This window comes from Burkholderia catarinensis (assembly GCF_001883705.2).
Taxonomy (GTDB): domain Bacteria; phylum Pseudomonadota; class Gammaproteobacteria; order Burkholderiales; family Burkholderiaceae; genus Burkholderia; species Burkholderia catarinensis.
On the sequence record NZ_MDEQ02000073.1, the window covers coordinates 1 to 880 of the forward strand.

At 49.2% G+C, this 880-nt stretch carries 2 rRNA genes; both read right to left on the minus strand.

Annotation, left to right across the window (positions count from 1 at the left end):
• Positions 1 to 231: ribosomal RNA gene (locus tag BFF94_RS37530) — 23S ribosomal RNA — on the minus strand; the annotation flags it as partial.
• 401 nt (positions 232 to 632) lie between these two features.
• Positions 633 to 880 (minus strand): 16S ribosomal RNA (locus BFF94_RS37535); the annotation flags it as partial.

Consider the following 880-nt stretch of genomic DNA (forward strand, 5'->3'; position numbering starts at 1 on the left):
ATCTCGGTTGATTTCTTTTCCTGCGGTTACTTAGATGTTTCAGTTCACCGCGTTCGCTTCACATGGCCTATGTATTCAGCCATGGATACTCCAAAAGGAGTGGGTTTCCCCATTCGGACATCTACGGATCAAAGCTCGTTTGCCAGCTCCCCGTAGCTTTTCGCAGGCTACCGCGTCCTTCATCGCCTGTGATCGCCAAGGCATCCACCACATGCACTTGTTCGCTTGACCCTATAACGAGTCTGTCTCATCTTTCAATGCTACAGTCGCTACAGGTTGAGTTCTCGCATTTGTGCCGTATTCCAATTGAGCCGAACATGAAGTTCGAATCATCTTGAGATACATCGATACAATCACAACCCGGATAGTTTCCACGTCCATCTCATAGACGCTTCCGCTATCCAAATTACTTACTTCTTCCAGATTGTTAAAGAACGACAGCCGATATCTGTTGATATCCTCTGACTGGCTCAATCGCCAATGAAAAAGACTCGAACAAACCTCATTCGAATATTTATCATTGAAGATTGGAAAATGCGGCCGGCATTATAACCGGTTTAACCGCAGACAGAAGAGTCTGTCTTAACCAACAGCCGATAAGCGTGAGCGCTCAACTTTGCGAGAAGCTCTGGAAAGGAGGTGATCCAGCCGCACCTTCCGATACGGCTACCTTGTTACGACTTCACCCCAGTCATGAATCCTACCGTGGTGACCGTCCTCCTTGCGGTTAGACTAGCCACTTCTGGTAAAACCCACTCCCATGGTGTGACGGGCGGTGTGTACAAGACCCGGGAACGTATTCACCGCGGCATGCTGATCCGCGATTACTAGCGATTCCAGCTTCACGCACTCGAGTTGCAGAGTGCGATCCGGACTACGA